This window comes from Clostridium sp. chh4-2 (assembly GCF_002899675.1).
Taxonomy (GTDB): Bacteria; Bacillota; Clostridia; order Lachnospirales; family Lachnospiraceae; genus CHH4-2.
On record NZ_PKUU01000013.1, the window covers coordinates 40221 to 56042 of the forward strand.

A 15822-nucleotide genomic window follows, 5' to 3' on the forward strand; every position below is an offset into this window, starting at 1 on the left:
AAGGAATGAAACATATTAAAAGTCCGAAAAATGTGAACATGAAGAAACTTTTCCGCAGAAACCAGATTATCATTACGACACTGGCGGTTATGATTGCGGCTGCCGGATACTTAAATTATGCCGGAAAAAAAGAGGTGGCATCAGCAGATCCTGTTTATGAAGCCGGCATGATGGAAATTTCAGATGAAGATATTCTGGCGGAGAACCAGGCAATGCTTCCAAAATCCGATGATAATCTGCAGGAGATTCCCAGCTGGGATGTGGACCTGGAAGAAGCCGAAACCATAGCCCAGTCAGATGCAAACGCCGACGTACAGACCGGCAGCGAAAACCTGGCAAACGCCTCCGAAGGCACGGAAACCGGGCTGGAAAATCCGGGAGAAGCAGTCCTTACCAGCGGAATGAGCGTAACCGACTACATAGCCAATGTTCAGCTGAGCCGTGAACAGATCCGCGCCAAGAACAAAGAAACCCTTCTTGGAATCATCAACAATACAAACATCGAGGAAGCCGCCAAACAGCAGGCAATTCAGGATATGCTGAAACTCACAGAGATTTCGGAAAAAGAAAATGCCGCAGAAACCCTCCTGATGGCAAAAGGCTTTTCCGATCCTGTAGTCAGCGTTACTTCCGGAAAAGTGGACGTGGTGATCAATGCGGTCAGCATCACCGACCAGCAGCGCGCCCAGATTGAGGATATTGTAAAGAGAAAAACAGAGGTTACGGCTGATAATATCGTGATTACGCTGTTGAATCTGGAAGAATAAAACGAGTGTAGGGATTGAAACAGAGGAGTTGTGAGTGTAAGAGGCTGACGCATGAATCGTATGATGCGCAGCCTCTTTTGCGGTCTCCTTTGTTTCGTTTATGTTGATATTTATGATTAAAGTTTACTTCCATAACCCTTCTATTATGGTTTCTCCGTCATTTTTAACCTTTCACCAGTTCATTTATCGGAATTCCCCCCATTTTATGATAATATTCTTCCGCCAGTTTTAAAAAGTAAAGGATATAGGCCGACTGATACCGGTCAACGTGATAGATCATGGAAATCTGCTGAAATACCGGTTCGTTTTCCATGTACAGAGGAAAAATATTAATATCGTCAGGCGCGGTCCCCCGCATATTGAGCAGACTGGTTCGTGTGGCAAAACAGGCTGCCAGTCCTTTTAAACCAAGAGCCGTACCAATCTGGATGTAACTGCTGGTTGTGTATATCTTCGGTGTAAAGCCTGCGGCATGAAAGCATTTCTCAATGGATTTGCCCATGCGGTTATCAAGCATACAAAAAGGCAGATTTGAAAAATCTTTTACGTCTGCATGGAAACGGGATTTTTGTTTTAGCTCTTTGAACCGGGCGGGATAGTATTGCTGCAGCAGGGTATCCGAGACGCAGAGGTAGACTTGATCTGTCATCAGCGGAATATCGGCTAATTTTGGATTACCCTCCGGGGATATCGTTATTGCAAGATCCAGTTCACCTTTTAAAATCTTTTGTTCCAGTTGTGCTGAATTGGCATCTGTGATATGTATCTCAACGAGGGGGTATCGTGAGGAAAAGTCAGGAAGGATGCCGGGAAGGCAGGAATTCATACGCATGGAACTGGCACCAAAACGGATTATCCCCCGTTTCTGTTGTTCAACATCTGCCAGGATATCCTTTAAATTAGCTTCTTCGCGCAGTATATGATTGGCAAAGGCAAGAACTTGTTCTCCGGCATAGGTAAGTGTAAGCGTGGGTTTGCGATGCAGAAGACGCACTCCGTAATGTTCTTCCAAGCGCATGATGTGATTGCTCAGCGTCTGCTGGGACATGAAAAGTCGTTCGGCCGTTCTGGTAAAATGCATATCCTTCGTCAGTTCAGAAAAATAGTAAAGGCTGGTAAAATCCACGAATGCTCTCCTTTCGTAACAAAATAATTTTGTTAAAATCAGAAAAATAAACTGTTTAATTTGTTTATAGCCATATATTACAATAAAGACATAAGAAACGCAAATGTTTTTAGCAAATAACAGAAGCAGAGAGAGGATGGCAGAAAAATGTCAGTAGGAAAGAGAATTTATTTAAAGAGAGAGATGCCGGATCAGGAGATCGTGAACCAATTTAAAACAATCCCGGCATCTAATACAGCAGATGTAATGGGGAGAAGCTGCGCCATGAATCCGCGTATCCGTCTGGTAAGCAGTCCAAAAGAACAGATGTTGGCTGGTCCGGCTTACACGGTGAAATGCCGTGCGGGCGACAACCTGGCACTTCACGCGGCATTAAGCATGTGCAGCGAGGGAGATGTGCTGGTGGTGTCCAATGAAGAGGACAACACAAGGGCGCTGATAGGAGAGGTGATGATGGCATTTCTCCGTTATACGAAAAAGGCGGCCGGCATTATACTGGACGGACCGATCCGGGATATTGATGAGATCGGCAAGTGGGATTTCCCGGTTTACTGTACGGGAACCACGCCGGGGGGGCCGTATAAAGAGGGGCCGGGAGAGGTCAACGTACCGATTGCCTGCGGCGGCGTCAGCGTATATCCTGGAGATATTATTCTGGCAGATCCGGATGGTGTTATTGTCATCCCGAGAAAGGATGCGGCGGCCATTCTCAAGGATGCAAAGGAATTTCAGGCAAAGGATACGGCGAAATTACAGGCGTCCAAGAACGGGACAGCAGACCGGGCATGGGTAGATAAGGCTTTGACGGATAAAGGTTTTGAGATTATTGATGATGTGTATCGCCCGTAAGCAATGCAGATAAAGAAAAACGGCAGATGTTTGGCAGGCCTGAGTATTGGAATGAAAAGGAGAAAAATGAGATGGGATGGAAGATTTTATTGCCCCAGGAAATTATGGAGGAAGGAACTAAACTGCTGGTGGACGCAGGACATACCCTGATAAAAGGACGGGGATTTGAAACGGAAGATGTGCTGGCCGACATGAAGGAACATCAGCCGGATGCCATGATTGTCCGTATCACAAAGATTACAAGAGAGGTCATTGAGGTAAATCCCAATCTGAAAGTGGTAGTGCGTCACGGCGCAGGGTTTGATACGTTGGATGTAAAAGCATGCCGCGATAACGGCGTTCAGGCCTTATATGCGCCGGTGGCCAACAGCACTTCTGTTGCGGAGACAGCGCTTCTTCTGATTCTGGAATGCAGCAGGAATGTAACCGTTCTGCATAATACTTGGGTGCAGGATTATTATAAGGCAAAGCTGAAGATAAAAAAGACCACATTAAATGGAAAGACACTGGGAATTATTGGATGCGGCAATATTGGAAGCCGTTTAGCCGTGCGCGCCATGGGGCTCGAAATGAATGTGCTGGCCTACGATCCGTATAAAAGGGCGGAAGAATTTCCTGACGGAGTAGAGGTGGTCCGGGACTTAAACCGTATTTTCAAGGAAAGCGATTATGTTTCCATGAATGTGCCGAACACACCCATTACACGCGATATGGTAAACAAAGATACCCTGGCCATGATGAAGCCCACTGCGTTTCTTATCAATACGGCCAGAGGAGCATGCGTTGTAGAGCAGGATCTGTATGAGGCATGTAAAAACGGCACGATTGCAGGAGCAGGACTGGACGCCATCCGAAAGGAGCCGGTTGATCCGTCTAATCCGCTGCTGACCCTTGATAATATTATTATTTATCCTCATATTGGAGGAAACACGACAGAGGCTGCTCACCGGGCATCCTATTTTGCGGCAATGGGCGTGCAGGAGATATTTGAAGGGAAAAAAGCCACATGGCCCATCAATGATGTTGACTATGCGGAAGCGCCTACTTACAATGATGTAAAGAAGCCGAAAAAAGAACCGTCCGGGATGTTTGACTTTTAAGTAAATTACGGAAAATAAGGCTTATATGACTTGGGATAAATGAAAGGGGACAGGTTATGCTGGATTTATTGATTAAGAACGGCCATGTAATTGATCCTTTAAATCAGATTGATTCGGTACGTAATATAGCTGTATATAATGGAAGGATTACGCGGTATGAAGAAGGCGAACCGGTAAAGCATGTGATTGACGCAAAAGGACGCTTTGTTTTTCCCGGTCTGATTGATGCACATGCCCATATGTTTCAGGATGGGACAGAAATTGGGATTTATCCGGACTGCGCATACCTTCCGACAGGGGTAACGGCTGCTATTGATTTTTCAGCCGGCGTGGCCAACTATCCTCTTTTCCGGTCTGCCGTGATTGCCGGAAGCAAGGAGACAATCAAGAGTTTTCTTCAGGTCTGTTCGGCCGGACTTGTGACCACCAGTTATCATGAGTGCATCAATCCGAAATATTTTAATCCGGAAAAGATTGACCGGATGTATCATGAGAACCAGGACAACATTTTGGGCCTGAAGATCCGTCAAAGTGAAGAACTGGCCAAAGGCTTTGGAATAGAGCCGTTAAAGGAAACTGTCCGTATCGCAGGAATGGTGGGCTGTCCGGTGGAGGTTCATTGTACCAATATTCCGGTTCCGGCCGGCGAAGTATTGGATGTGCTTCGTCCCGGAGATATATTTGAGCATGTTTATCAGGGAGTAAAAAATACGATTATTGATGAAAATGGAAAGGTGTATGAGTGTGTCCGTAAGGCAAGGGAGCGTGGGATTATCTTCGATACTGCCGAGGGCAGGAAACATTGCGATTTTGAGGTGATGCTGAATGCAAAAAAGCAGGGCTTTATAGCGGATATGTGCAGTACGGATCTGGTGCTCGGCAGTATGTACCGCCGTCCGGTTTTTTCATTGCCCAATCTGATGTCCCGTTATATCTGCATGGGAATTCCTATGGCTCATGTAGTTAAAATGACCACGGAACGGCCTGCAAAACTGATGAAGATGGAAGGAGAGATTGGCTGTCTGTCCGAGGGTGCAAGAGCGGATATCGCAATTTTTGACTGGATGGAGTTTAAGCAGATTTACCGTGACTGGAAAGGGAGCGAGTTTACGGCAGACCGGCTTTTGAAGCCTGAGATGACGATCAAGGGCGGACAGATTGTATATTGTGCACCGAATTATCTTTATGAGTGATTCACAATCCCCTATGCAAAAACTGATAACTTTGCTATAATGGGTATAATATGAATCACAGGAGGTATTGCCGTGGCAGATATAGAAGAGAGAAATACTCATAAAGTATATGAAAAAGATAAAATCGGAGAAGTTCAGATAGCGGATGAAGTGGTAGCCATCATAGCGGGCCTTGCCGCAACCGAGGTTGAAGGTGTAGATTCCATGGCGGGAAATATCACCAATGAACTGGTAGGAAAGCTGGGCATGAAAAACCTGTCAAAGGGAGTTAAGATCGACGTGACCGAAGAGCATGTAACCGTAGATCTGTCCCTGAATATGAAGTACGGATACAATATTCCGGTTGTATGTGAAAAGGTACAGGATAAGGTTAAGACAGCCATTGAGAACATGACGGGCCTTGTTGTGCTGGAAGTGAATATTAAAATCGCCGGAGTGAACATCGAGGGCGATAAATAACTGGGAATCGATTCCTGTTTCCCGAAGAAGGAATGTTTGGCCGGTTGTAGCCGCGGTTTTTAACTGTGGCCGCAGCCGGCTGTTTGATTTTGTCGGATTAGCTATTGTGAAAAGAATGGATTTACGCTATAATTAAGCATTAGATTAGCAAATCAGGAGGATGGCACATGACCAGAAGAGAATTGCGTGAGCATGGATTTAAGATGTTGTTCGCAGCTGACTTTTACCCGGCTGAAGAGAAGTCGGAACAGATAGAATTATACTATGAATCACCGGAGGAAGACGAGGTGTCTCCGGAAGGAGTCTGTGAAATCCTTCATAAGGTAGAACTGGATCTTCACGACAGCGATTATCTGCGTAAAAAGGTGGAGGATATCGAAGCGAAGATTCCCGACCTGGACGCTAAGATCAACAAGGTGGCCGAGGGCTGGAAAACAAAACGTATGGGCAAGGTGGAACTGACCATTCTGCGACTGGCTCTGTACGAAATATTATATGATGAAGAAGTGCCGGAAAAGGTAGCCATTAACGAAGCGGTAGAACTGGCCAAGAAATTCGGAGGAGACGATTCATCCGCGTTTGTCAATGGAATTCTGGCAAAATTGGTATAGAGATTATGGCGAATGTTTATTCTGTTTCACAAGTAAATGCATATATAAAAAATATGTTTGCCCAGGATTTTATGTTAAACCGCATATCCGTAAAAGGTGAGATATCCAACTGCAAATATCACACCTCCGGGCACATCTATTTTACACTGAAAGATAAGTCAGGGACCCTGTCGGCTGTGATGTTTGCCAGCCAGAGAAGAGGTCTCACTTTTCGATTAGAGGAAGGGCAGCAGGTTATGGTCCGCGGAACCGTGGACGTTTACGAAAGAGACGGAAAATATCAGCTTTACGCCCAGGAAGTGACATTAGACGGAACCGGCGGATTGTATGAGAGGTTCTGTAAACTGAGAGACGAACTGGAAGAGATGGGAATGTTTGCGCCGGAGTATAAGCAGCCCATTCCGACCTATGCGAAAAGGGTTGGAATTGTGACCGCGCCTACCGGGGCGGCCATCCAGGATATTATCAATATTTCCCACAGAAGGAATCCCTATGTCCAGCTGATCCTGTATCCGGCGCTGGTTCAGGGCGACGGCGCAAAACAGAGCATCGTTCAGGGAATTAAGACGCTGGACGCCATGGGAGTGGATGTGATTATCGCCGGCCGCGGCGGCGGCTCCATCGAAGATCTGTGGGCTTTTAATGAAGAGGCGGTGGCCCGGGCCATCTTTGAATGCGAGACGCCGGTGATATCGGCAGTGGGGCATGAAACGGACGTGACCATTGCGGATTATGTGGCGGATTTGAGGGCGCCTACGCCTTCTGCAGCTGCGGAACTGGCGGTATTTGATTATCAGCAGTTCGATATGAAGGTGCGGTCTTACCAGCAGATGCTGGAGAGAAGCCTTATGAGGAAGTTAGAGCAGAGAAAGTATATGCTGGAACAGTACCGGCTCCGCTTAAAACTCTATCATCCCGGCCGCCAGCTGAATGAAAAGAGGCAGAGACTGGTGGATTTGGAAGACCGGATGAGAGCTCTTTTAGACAGGAAACTGACCAGTCAGAAGCACCGTCTGGCGCTTTTGAGCAGCAGGCTGCAGGGCTTGTCTCCGCTTGATAAGATAAGCAAAGGATTTGGCTTTGTCACCGGAGCTGACGGGGCGGGAGTCGAAACGATCAAACAGGTAAAAAAAGGCGATTCGGTAGAGATCTGGCTGTCCGACGGCGTGATTACAGCCGAAGTGGAGGACACCAGGGATACCGTAGATTTCAGATAATTGATTATAGAAAGGAATTTCCATGGCTGAAAAGAACAAGGCAACCGGGGAAGAGATAAATATTGAGCAGACATTTGAAGCGCTCGAAGAGCTTATCGGGAAGATGGAAGCCGGAGAAACTACGTTGGAAGAATCATTTAAATACTATGAAACCGGTATGAAACTGGTAAAATCATGCAATGATCAAATAGATAAGGTAGAAAAACAGATCATGATCCTGGCTGAAGGAGAACAAGAGAGGTAATATGAGTCCAAACGAACAGTTGAAGCTTTATACTCAGGAGATAGAAGAAACGATCGCCCGGTACCTTCCCAAGGAGGAAGGCCATCAAAAGACGATCTTTGAAGCGATGAACTACAGCATTAACGCAGGGGGAAAACGCCTGCGCCCGCTTTTGATGCGGGAAACCTACCGTTTATTCGGCGGGGCGGGAGAAGAGATCGAACCGTTTATAGCTGCGATCGAGATGATTCACACATCATCCTTGATTCACGATGATCTTCCCTGTATGGATAACGACACTCTGCGCCGCGGAGTGCCTACCACTTGGGTGAAATACGGCTATGATATGGCGGTGCTGGCCGGTGACGCCCTGCTCATCTATGCGGTTGAAACAGCGGCAAAAGCATTTTCCATGACGTCACAGCCGGAAAAGGTGGGCAGATGTATCGGAATTCTGGCTCAGAAAACGGGAATTTACGGTATGATCGGCGGACAGACCGTGGACGTGGAGCTGACCAATAAACCGGTGCCGAAAGACAAACTGGATTTCATTTACCGTTTGAAAACAGGGGCGCTTTTGGAAGCGGCGATGATGATCGGAGCCTGCCTTGGCGGAGCCGATGAAGAACAGCTTATGAATGTGGAGAAGATGGCGGCAGCGGTGGGGCTGGCATTCCAGATTCAGGACGACATTCTGGATGTGACGGCAGACCAGGAGGTTCTTGGCAAGCCGGTTCTCAGCGATGAGAAGAATAACAAGACCACCTATGTAACATTGGAAGGAATAGAAAAAGCGAAAGCCGATGTGGAGACGATCTCCGGTCAGGCGGTGGAATATCTTCACTCTCTGCCCGGAAAAAACCAGTTTTTAGAAGATCTGATCCTCATGCTGGTGACGAGAGAAAAATAAGGGATGTAGCATGATATTAGATATGATAAAACAGCCGGATGACATCAAGGTGCTCACCGGCGGACAGCTGGAACAGCTGGCGGAGGAGATCCGCACGTTCCTCATAGAGAAGATCAGTTGTACAGGCGGACATTTGGCTTCCAATCTGGGGGTTGTGGAGCTGACCATGGCTCTCTACCTGGCATTTGATCTGCCGAAAGATAAAGTGATCTGGGATGTGGGGCACCAGTCCTATACCCATAAGATCCTCAGCGGAAGAAAAGACAGCTTTGACGAGCTGCGCAAATACGGTGGCCTGAGCGGATTCCCTAAGAGGAAAGAGAGCCCTTATGACTGCTTTGATACCGGACACAGCTCCACCTCGATCTCAGCAGGGCTTGGAATTGCCCAGGGCAGAGATCTTTTGGGGGAGGATTATTCCGTGATATCCGTGATCGGAGACGGGGCCCTGACCGGCGGAATGGCATATGAGGCGTTAAACAATGCCGCCCGCATGGAACGGAATTTTATCATTGTGTTAAATGACAACAACATGTCAATCTCTGAAAATGTGGGCGGAATATCCCGCTACTTAGGCGGCCTGCGCACAGGAGAAGGGTATAATGATTTAAAGAAATTTGTGGCCTCTTCCTTGGAGAAGATTCCGGTTGTGGGATACAGCATCGTGGATAAGATCAGCCGGACAAAAAACGGAATCAAGCAGCTTTTGATTCCCGGTATGCTGTTTGAAAATATGGGAATTACCTATTTGGGGCCTGTGGACGGCCATGATATCAAACAGCTGACAAAGACGTTTCGGGAAGCGAAGAAGCTGAATCATGCGGTGCTGGTTCACGTGCTGACGAAAAAGGGAAAAGGATATAAACCGGCGGAAAAGAATCCTTCCGCATTTCACGGTGTGGAGCCTTTTGATATCGCTACGGGCAAAGCCAAGAGTGAGAAGAAGTATCCGTCCTATACCGATGTATTTTCAAAAGAAATCTGTAATCTGGCTCAGAAAAACCATAGAATCGTGGGAATTACCGCGGCTATGCCGGATGGAACGGGACTAAAGCGTTTCGGCAAATTATTTCCAAACCGCTTTTTTGACGTGGGAATTGCGGAACAGCATGCGGTCACGTCAGCGGCCGGAATGGCGTCGGCCGGGTTGAGGCCTGTGGTGGCGGTGTATTCCTCATTTTTACAGAGGGCTTATGACCAGATCCTCCACGATGTCTGCATTCAGAACCTGCCGGTGATATTTGCGGTGGACCGGGCCGGGCTGGTTGGAAGCGATGGGGAGACGCATCAGGGCATTTTTGATCTGTCCTATTTGACTTCCATTCCCAATATGAGCGTGCTGGCTCCTAAGAATTTGTGGGAATTGAGGCAGGACCTGGAATTTGCGGTTACTTATAACGGGCCCATCGCCGTGCGCTATCCGAGAGGGGAAGCGTACCGGGGACTGAAAGAATTTGACAGTCCGGTGGAATACGGTAAGGGCGAGATGATTTATGAGGAAGACGGGATCGCGCTTTTAGCGGTGGGAAGCATGGTGAGCACGGCGGAGCATGTGAGGCAGAAGCTGAAGGCGCTGGGTTATCACTGTACTCTGGCCAACGGACGGTTCATTAAACCATTTGATACCGATCTGGTGGACCGGCTGGCGAAAAATCATAAAATTGTAGTTACACTGGAAGAAAATGTGCTTCAGGGCGGATACGGACTGATGATCACATCCTATATTCACGCCAGGTATCCGGAGGTAAAAGTGCTCAATATCGCTTTGCCGGACACCTATGTGGAACACGGCAATGTCTCACTGCTTCGTGAAGGATTAAAGATCGACAGCGATTCCGTCTTACAGACACTGAAAGAACAATACCTGGATACTCTGACGGAAAACTAAAGGGAAAAGTCCGGCTGCTTTTTTGATTCAGAGAGAGAAGGGGCCGCATGTGCGGCAGGATGCGAGGAAATTATGAAGGAAAGACTGGATGTATTGCTGGTCGGCAGAAATCTGGCAGAATCAAGGGAAAAGGCGAAAGCCATCATTATGTCGGGAATCGTATATGTGGACGGCCAGAAAGAGGACAAGGCGGGAACCACATTTGAAGATACTGTGAATATCGAAGTCCGCGGGGCAACATTAAAATATGTCAGCCGCGGCGGCCTGAAACTGGAAAAGGCCATGACTCATTTTGGGGTGACGCTGGAAGGCAAGGTCTGTATGGACGTGGGTTCTTCTACCGGAGGATTTACGGACTGCATGCTGCAAAACGGAGCTGTGAAAGTATATGCGGTGGACGTAGGCCACGGCCAGCTGGCATGGAAGCTGAGGAATGACGAGCGGGTCGTATGCATGGAAAAAACCAATATCCGGTATGTAACCCCGGAGGATATCGGCGATCAGATCGAATTTTCTTCCATCGACGTATCCTTTATCTCGCTGACAAAGGTTTTGGGACCGGTTAAACAGCTTCTGAAGGAGGACGGACAGATCGTCTGCCTGATAAAGCCCCAATTTGAGGCAGGCCGGGAGAAGGTCGGCAAAAAGGGCGTTGTCCGTGAAAAGAGCACCCATCTGGAAGTGATAGAGACTGTGATTAATTATGCGATTACCATCGGCTTTGAGGTATTGGGGCTTGAATTCTCTCCGATCAAAGGGCCGGAGGGAAATATTGAGTATTTACTATATCTGCAGAATCATGAATCGGGAACTTACGAGATGATACCTGTGGATGCGAAAGCTGTGGTGGAAGAGGCCCATGCGGTCTTATAGAAGCGGCAGAATGAGGGGGAGAGATGGAGTATTTTTACCTGATTGTAAATCCTGAAAAAGAAAACGCCTGCGAGACGGCAGAGGCGGTCTGCCTTTATCTGCGGGAACGAGGAGCTGCCTGTGAAATCCAGAAAAATGGAAAAGGAATGAGCGGAGCAGGCTATAAATACACCAACCTGGCGGAACTTCCGCCGAAAACCCAGTGCGTGATCACATTCGGAGGGGACGGCACCCTGATCCAGGCGGCCAGAGATTTAGCAGGAAGCAGGCTTCCGTTAGTAGGCGTCAATATGGGCAGGCTTGGCTATCTGACCCAGATCAGCCAGGAAGAAGAGATCGGCTGCCTGCTGGACAGTCTGGTGGAGGACAACTACCAGCTGGAAAAGAGGATGATGCTTTCCGGGGCGGCGTATCACTGCGGGAATAAGGTGTTTCAGGATATCGCGCTGAATGAGATTGTCATTACCAGGAAAGATGTGTTAAAGGTTTTAAGGTTCCGGCTTTATGTCAATGAAGAATTTTTGAATGAATATACGGCCGACGGCATGATCATCGCAACGCCCACCGGTTCCACCGCTTACAACCTGTCGGCGGGAGGCCCGATTGTGGTGCCGGATTCCCAGATGATCATCGTGACCCCGATCTGTCCCCACAGCCTGAATGCCAGGAGCATTGTGCTTTCCGCGGAAGACTGCATCAAGATTCGTATTGAGGGATCGGATTCCAGAGGCCAGGTGGCGGTTTTCGACGGTGACACGGCCACCGATCTGCTTACCGGAGATTATATTGAGATACAGAGGGCCGGGATTGATACAACATTGATAAAATTAAAGGACGTTTCATTTATGGACACTCTTAGAAATAAGATGGCCATAGTATAGGAGAGGATGGCATGAAAGTAGAAAGACACAGCATGATTGTGGAGCTGATCGGAAAATATGAGATTGAGACCCAGGAAGAACTGGCTGAATATTTAAACCAAAAAGGGTTTAATGTGACCCAGGCCACGGTTTCCAGGGATATCCGGGAACTAAAGCTGACAAAGGTTCAGTCCGGCAATGGAAAACAGCGCTATGTGGTGCTCCAGAACCAGGGGACGCCAAGCGATAAATACATCCGCATCCTGAGGGACGGTTTTATGTCCATGGATATGGCGCAGAACATATTGGTGATTAAAACGGTTTCCGGCATGGCCATGGCTGTGGCAGCTGCTTTGGATGCCATTCATTTTCATGAGATCGTGGGCTGTATTGCGGGTGATGATACCATCATGTGCGCGGTACGCAGTGTGGATGACACCATCCTTGTTATGGATAAAATAAAAAAACTCATAGCAGAATAAAGGAGTGATGATATGCTCTTGGATTTACATGTTAAAAATCTGGCCCTGATCGAGCGGGCGGATATCGAATTTGGTGATGGGCTCAACATCCTGACCGGAGAAACCGGAGCGGGAAAATCAATTATCATCGGTTCGGTTAATATTGCGCTGGGGGGAAAAGTACCCCGCGATATCATACGGACGGGGGCGGACTACGCTTATATCGAGCTGGTATTTTCCGTTACCGATCCGGCAAAAGCAGAATTATTGAAGGAAATGGATGTATTTCCCGACGGAGACGGCATGGTGATCATCTCGAAAAAGATCATGCCTTCCAGAAGCGTAAGCAAAATTAATGATGAAACGGTGACAGCGGCTAAACTGCGGTCAATTACCAGCCTGCTGATCGACATTCACGGACAGCATGAGCACCAGTCTTTATTATACAAATCTAAGCATCTCGAGATTCTGGATGCATATGCCAAATCCCAGACACAAGCCTTAAAACAGAATATTGCTGATTTGTATCATGAGTACATGGCGGTCAAAGAACGCCTGGAGTCGTTGTCCATGGATCAGGAGAGCCGTCTCAGGGAGGCAGATTTCTGCCGGTTTGAGATCGACGAAATTGAAAATGCCGGTTTAAAAGAAGGCGAGGAAGAAGAATTATCACGGGAATACCGGAGATTTATGAATGCCCAGAAGATTGCGGCCGGCCTTTCCGCCGCTTATGACGCGGTAGGCGGCGACGGCATCGGCCGAGCGTTAAAAGAGGTGAATCTGATCGCCGACTACGATGAAAAGCTTCAGAATATCCGCAGCCAGCTGTATGACGTGGATTCCATCATAAGCGATGTCACACGGGATATTGCGGGCTATATGGACGATATGAGCTTTGATGAAGAGGAGTATTACCGGATTGAAAAGCGTCTGGACCTGATTCACAATCTCCAGGCCAAATACGGGGATACGGTGGAGAAAATTCTGGCCAGCATGGAAGAAAAAAAGAAAAAATTGGATGAGTTGGAAAATCACGACCTGATCTGCCGCCAATTGGAAAAAGAACTTTCTGAAACCGAGCATAAATTAGACGGTTTTAGCCAAAAATTATCAGAAATCAGAAAGAAAGCATCTGTTGCATTGACAAAAAAAATTAAAGAGAGTCTGGCCGACCTTAATTTTATAGATGTGGAATTCACGATGACATTCAAACGCCTGGATCATTACACGCCCGGCGGCTTCGACGAAGCGGAATTCATGATTTCCACGAACCCGGGTGAGACGCCGAAACCGTTAGGTGCGGTGGCATCCGGGGGAGAGCTTTCCCGAATTATGCTTGCGGTGAAAACCGTATTGGCAGACAGTGATGAGATTCCGACGCTGATATTTGATGAAATTGATACAGGAATCAGCGGAAGAACCGCTCAAAAAGTTTCAGAAAAACTGTCGTACATTTCAAAAACCCACCAGGTGATCTGCATCACCCATTTACCTCAGATTGCAGCCATGGCTGATACACATTTTGAAATAGCAAAACATGTGGTGGATAAAAAGACGGTGACGACCATCCGTCCATTAGAAGAAACAGAGATGGTGAACGAGCTGGCCCGCCTGCTTGGCGGAGCCCAGATCACAGATACGGTCTATCAGAATGCGAAGGAAATGAAAATCCTGGCAGGAACCACAAAATTATAACATCTAAAAAATAACAGACTGATTTCCCGGAGTCAGACACATACTAACTAAGAACTTAAAAGGAGGTATGTGGGGATGACGGGAAAGAGGAATGTGTGCAGGAATCTGATCGTTGCCAGCGGTCTGATTCTTCTGCTTTTATCGGCTTTTTTCTATTACTATGTAATGCGGGTAATACCCGATCAATTGAATATTGTGGTTTCAGAAGAAGAAAAGTTTCATTTTACGATGCCTCTCAGTTCTACTCTTTTTAGTGAAAGTGAAGAGGTTGTGCTGAACAATGGTTCCGATATACCATCGAATCAGATTACCATTCAGGGAAAGGAACCATTTTCCCTCTATTCCAGCAATCAGGGGAGTTACCAGCTGGGCGTCAAGTTATTCGGCTGGCTGCAGTTAAAAGAGATTCAGGTGGACGTGGTGGACACCAAATATGCCATACCCTGCGGCGTGCCCATTGGAATTTACTTAAAATCGGATGGTATTATGGTCATCGGTACGGGAAAGGTCACTGACGCCGGAGGAATGGAAACAGAACCTGCTGCGGGAATCTTAAAATCCGGGGATTATATTGAATCCATCAACGGCCAAGTCTTAAAAGATAAGGAAGAACTGGTGGAAGCGGTCAATAAAATCGGCAATTCTGATGCGGTTCTCCAGGTCAGAAGAGACGGACAGCCCATTGAAGTGAAAATGAATCCCATCGCCACGTCTGACGGGGATTACAAGCTGGGCGTCTGGGTCCGAAGCGATACCCAGGGAATCGGCACCATGACATATCTGGATTTAAACGGCAATTTTGGCGCGCTGGGCCATGGGATCAGCGATATGGACACTTCCTCTGTGGTTGAAATTACAGATGGAATGCTGTATGATACGGAAATTATGGGAATAGAAAAGGGTACCGTCGGAAAACCGGGAGTCATGTCCGGTGTGATCTATTACGGCCCCGGCTCCACCCTCGGAACCATTGAGAGCAATACGGATGAAGGGATTTTCGGAGTTGCCAATGAACGAATGCAGAAACAGATCCAGGGTGAGCCGATGGAGATCGGATACCGTCAGGATGTGGTGAAAGGGCAGGCTTTTATCAGAAGTGCTGTTTCGGGAGAAGTGAAGGATTATGAGATTGAGATACAGAAGGTGGATTATTCCAATAACCATAAGACCAAGGGAATGGTGATTAAGGTTGTGGATGATGAACTGCTGAATCTGACGGGGGGGATTGTTCAGGGAATGTCGGGGAGCCCGATAATACAGAATGGGAAACTGATTGGGGCGGTGACCCATGTGTTTATTCAGGACTCGACCAGGGGGTATGGAATATTTGTGGAGAATATGCTGGAGCATTGAGTCCGGGCAGGACATAGGGAAAAGGAAGGCGTTGGGAGCTTGCTCACATAAGCCTTCCTTTTTGCTATGTCCTATGCGGCGAAAGCCGCGCAACCGATGGTGCGCGAAGCGTGCCAGCGGCTGCAGCCCGGACGGAGTGGCGGAGAGGTTTTCGCAAGAGGGCTGTGCGTGTAAGCCAATTTATGTTATCTGAATCACTTAAAAAGAGTCCTGAAAAAGTTAAGCAAAGTTGCCGCG

Annotated in this window: 16 protein-coding genes; 15 read left to right on the forward strand and 1 reads right to left on the reverse strand. The window is 47.6% G+C overall.

Going from position 1 to position 15822, the window contains the following annotated elements:
• Positions 1-5 precede the first annotated feature (5 nt).
• Entirely contained in the window at positions 6-767 is a 762-nt protein-coding gene (locus C0033_RS14565; protein ID WP_242984507.1) for a SpoIIIAH-like family protein, read from the forward strand.
• Between the two features lie 163 nt (positions 768-930).
• Here the strand turns inward: C0033_RS14565 and C0033_RS14570 are convergent, their stop codons facing one another.
• On the reverse strand, positions 931-1893 hold the full coding sequence (locus tag C0033_RS14570) for a LysR family transcriptional regulator (RefSeq protein ID WP_103228615.1): 963 nt from the start codon (positions 1891-1893) through the stop codon (positions 931-933).
• Between the two features lie 147 nt (positions 1894-2040).
• On the opposite strand from C0033_RS14570, the gene C0033_RS14575 reads away from it, so the two are divergent.
• From C0033_RS14575 to spoIVB, 14 genes are all read left to right on the forward strand, one after another.
• The gene (locus tag C0033_RS14575) at positions 2041-2742 is read left to right on the forward strand and encodes an RraA family protein (RefSeq protein ID WP_103228616.1); all 702 of its coding nucleotides are present in this window, start codon (positions 2041-2043) and stop codon (positions 2740-2742) included.
• Between the two features lie 71 nt (positions 2743-2813).
• On the forward strand, positions 2814-3842 hold the full coding sequence (locus C0033_RS14580) for a hydroxyacid dehydrogenase (protein ID WP_103228724.1): 1029 nt from the start codon (positions 2814-2816) through the stop codon (positions 3840-3842).
• A 56-nt stretch (positions 3843-3898) separates the two neighbouring features.
• Positions 3899-5035, forward strand: coding sequence for an amidohydrolase family protein (locus C0033_RS14585; RefSeq protein ID WP_103228617.1), 1137 nt, complete (start codon positions 3899-3901; stop codon positions 5033-5035).
• Between the two features lie 72 nt (positions 5036-5107).
• Positions 5108-5494: an Asp23/Gls24 family envelope stress response protein gene (locus tag C0033_RS14590; RefSeq protein ID WP_103228618.1), complete on the forward strand. Its 387-nt coding sequence runs from the start codon at positions 5108-5110 to the stop codon at positions 5492-5494.
• A gap of 167 nt (positions 5495-5661) precedes the next feature.
• Entirely contained in the window at positions 5662-6105 is a 444-nt protein-coding gene (gene nusB, locus C0033_RS14595; protein WP_103228619.1) for a transcription antitermination factor NusB, read from the forward strand.
• 5 nt (positions 6106-6110) lie between these two features.
• Positions 6111-7322, forward strand: coding sequence for an exodeoxyribonuclease VII large subunit (gene xseA, locus C0033_RS14600; protein WP_103228620.1), 1212 nt, complete (start codon positions 6111-6113; stop codon positions 7320-7322).
• A gap of 22 nt (positions 7323-7344) precedes the next feature.
• Positions 7345-7566 carry an exodeoxyribonuclease VII small subunit gene (gene xseB, locus C0033_RS14605; protein WP_103228621.1) on the forward strand — a complete coding sequence of 74 codons (222 nt, stop codon included), beginning with the start codon at positions 7345-7347 and terminating at the stop codon, positions 7564-7566.
• A 1-nt stretch (position 7567) separates the two neighbouring features.
• Positions 7568-8455 carry a polyprenyl synthetase family protein gene (locus tag C0033_RS14610; RefSeq protein ID WP_103228622.1) on the forward strand — a complete coding sequence of 296 codons (888 nt, stop codon included), beginning with the start codon at positions 7568-7570 and terminating at the stop codon, positions 8453-8455.
• Between the two features lie 10 nt (positions 8456-8465).
• The gene (gene dxs / locus C0033_RS14615; RefSeq protein WP_103228623.1) at positions 8466-10343 is read left to right on the forward strand and encodes a 1-deoxy-D-xylulose-5-phosphate synthase; all 1878 of its coding nucleotides are present in this window, start codon (positions 8466-8468) and stop codon (positions 10341-10343) included.
• 72 nt (positions 10344-10415) lie between these two features.
• On the forward strand, positions 10416-11216 hold the full coding sequence (locus C0033_RS14620; protein ID WP_103228624.1) for a TlyA family RNA methyltransferase: 801 nt from the start codon (positions 10416-10418) through the stop codon (positions 11214-11216).
• Between the two features lie 23 nt (positions 11217-11239).
• Positions 11240-12097, forward strand: a complete 858-nt coding sequence (locus C0033_RS14625; protein ID WP_103228625.1) for an NAD(+)/NADH kinase — start codon at positions 11240-11242, stop codon at positions 12095-12097.
• A gap of 11 nt (positions 12098-12108) precedes the next feature.
• Positions 12109-12558, forward strand: coding sequence for an arginine repressor (gene argR, locus C0033_RS14630; protein ID WP_103228626.1), 450 nt, complete (start codon positions 12109-12111; stop codon positions 12556-12558).
• Between the two features lie 12 nt (positions 12559-12570).
• A complete protein-coding gene (recN, locus tag C0033_RS14635; protein ID WP_103228627.1) occupies positions 12571-14232 on the forward strand; it encodes a DNA repair protein RecN in 1662 nt (553 codons plus the stop codon).
• 75 nt (positions 14233-14307) lie between these two features.
• On the forward strand, positions 14308-15585 hold the full coding sequence (gene spoIVB, locus C0033_RS14640) for a SpoIVB peptidase (protein WP_103228628.1): 1278 nt from the start codon (positions 14308-14310) through the stop codon (positions 15583-15585).
• The last annotated feature ends 237 nt before the right edge of the window (positions 15586-15822 follow it).

Excerpts from the sequence above, each read along its gene's own strand:
- C0033_RS14565 (WP_242984507.1), top strand. The coding sequence starts at position 6 with ATGAAACATATTAAAAGTCCGAAAAATGTGAACATGAAGAAACTTTTC.
- C0033_RS14575 (WP_103228616.1), top strand. The coding sequence starts at position 2,041 with ATGTCAGTAGGAAAGAGAATTTATTTAAAGAGAGAGATGCCGGATCAG.
- C0033_RS14580 (WP_103228724.1), top strand. The coding sequence starts at position 2,814 with ATGGGATGGAAGATTTTATTGCCCCAGGAAATTATGGAGGAAGGAACT.
- C0033_RS14585 (WP_103228617.1), top strand. The coding sequence starts at position 3,899 with ATGCTGGATTTATTGATTAAGAACGGCCATGTAATTGATCCTTTAAAT.
- nusB (WP_103228619.1), top strand. The coding sequence starts at position 5,662 with ATGACCAGAAGAGAATTGCGTGAGCATGGATTTAAGATGTTGTTCGCA.
- xseA (WP_103228620.1), top strand. The coding sequence starts at position 6,111 with ATGGCGAATGTTTATTCTGTTTCACAAGTAAATGCATATATAAAAAAT.
- xseB (WP_103228621.1), top strand. The coding sequence starts at position 7,345 with ATGGCTGAAAAGAACAAGGCAACCGGGGAAGAGATAAATATTGAGCAG.
- C0033_RS14610 (WP_103228622.1), top strand. The coding sequence starts at position 7,568 with ATGAGTCCAAACGAACAGTTGAAGCTTTATACTCAGGAGATAGAAGAA.
- dxs (WP_103228623.1), top strand. The coding sequence starts at position 8,466 with ATGATATTAGATATGATAAAACAGCCGGATGACATCAAGGTGCTCACC.
- C0033_RS14620 (WP_103228624.1), top strand. The coding sequence starts at position 10,416 with ATGAAGGAAAGACTGGATGTATTGCTGGTCGGCAGAAATCTGGCAGAA.
- C0033_RS14625 (WP_103228625.1), top strand. The coding sequence starts at position 11,240 with ATGGAGTATTTTTACCTGATTGTAAATCCTGAAAAAGAAAACGCCTGC.
- argR (WP_103228626.1), top strand. The coding sequence starts at position 12,109 with ATGAAAGTAGAAAGACACAGCATGATTGTGGAGCTGATCGGAAAATAT.
- recN (WP_103228627.1), top strand. The coding sequence starts at position 12,571 with ATGCTCTTGGATTTACATGTTAAAAATCTGGCCCTGATCGAGCGGGCG.
- spoIVB (WP_103228628.1), top strand. The coding sequence starts at position 14,308 with ATGACGGGAAAGAGGAATGTGTGCAGGAATCTGATCGTTGCCAGCGGT.